At 46.2% G+C, this 316-nt stretch carries 1 pseudogene; it reads right to left on the bottom strand.

Features of this window, described 5'->3' with window-relative positions:
• Nucleotides 1-316, bottom strand: a pseudogene (locus A3712_RS11440) (substrate-binding domain-containing protein); the annotation flags it as partial.

Below are 316 nucleotides of genomic sequence, written 5' to 3' on the forward strand. Positions count from 1 at the left end.
TTCAGCTGTAGGAGCGCCAGACTTGTATAGCACTAGGAAAGGACGAGCAACTTTATAAGAACCGCTCTTAACATTAGCCACTGTCGCAGCTGCACCATCGATAGTTAGAGGATGTACAGATTCGTCAACCGTACCCAAAGAGATAAAGCCGATTGCGTATGGGTTGCTTGCTACAGAAACTTTAAGTGCGCCGTTGCCGTTCGCAACTTGTGCACGCTGAGAGATAGCCGATACTTTCTTATCACCAATTTTCTTCTTAAGCTTCATGATGTCCTCGAATGCACCACGTGTACCAGATGCAGTATCACGAGTGATT

The sequence above is a fragment of the Vibrio sp. HI00D65 genome, assembly GCF_001635455.1.
Classification (GTDB): domain Bacteria; phylum Pseudomonadota; class Gammaproteobacteria; order Enterobacterales; family Vibrionaceae; genus Vibrio.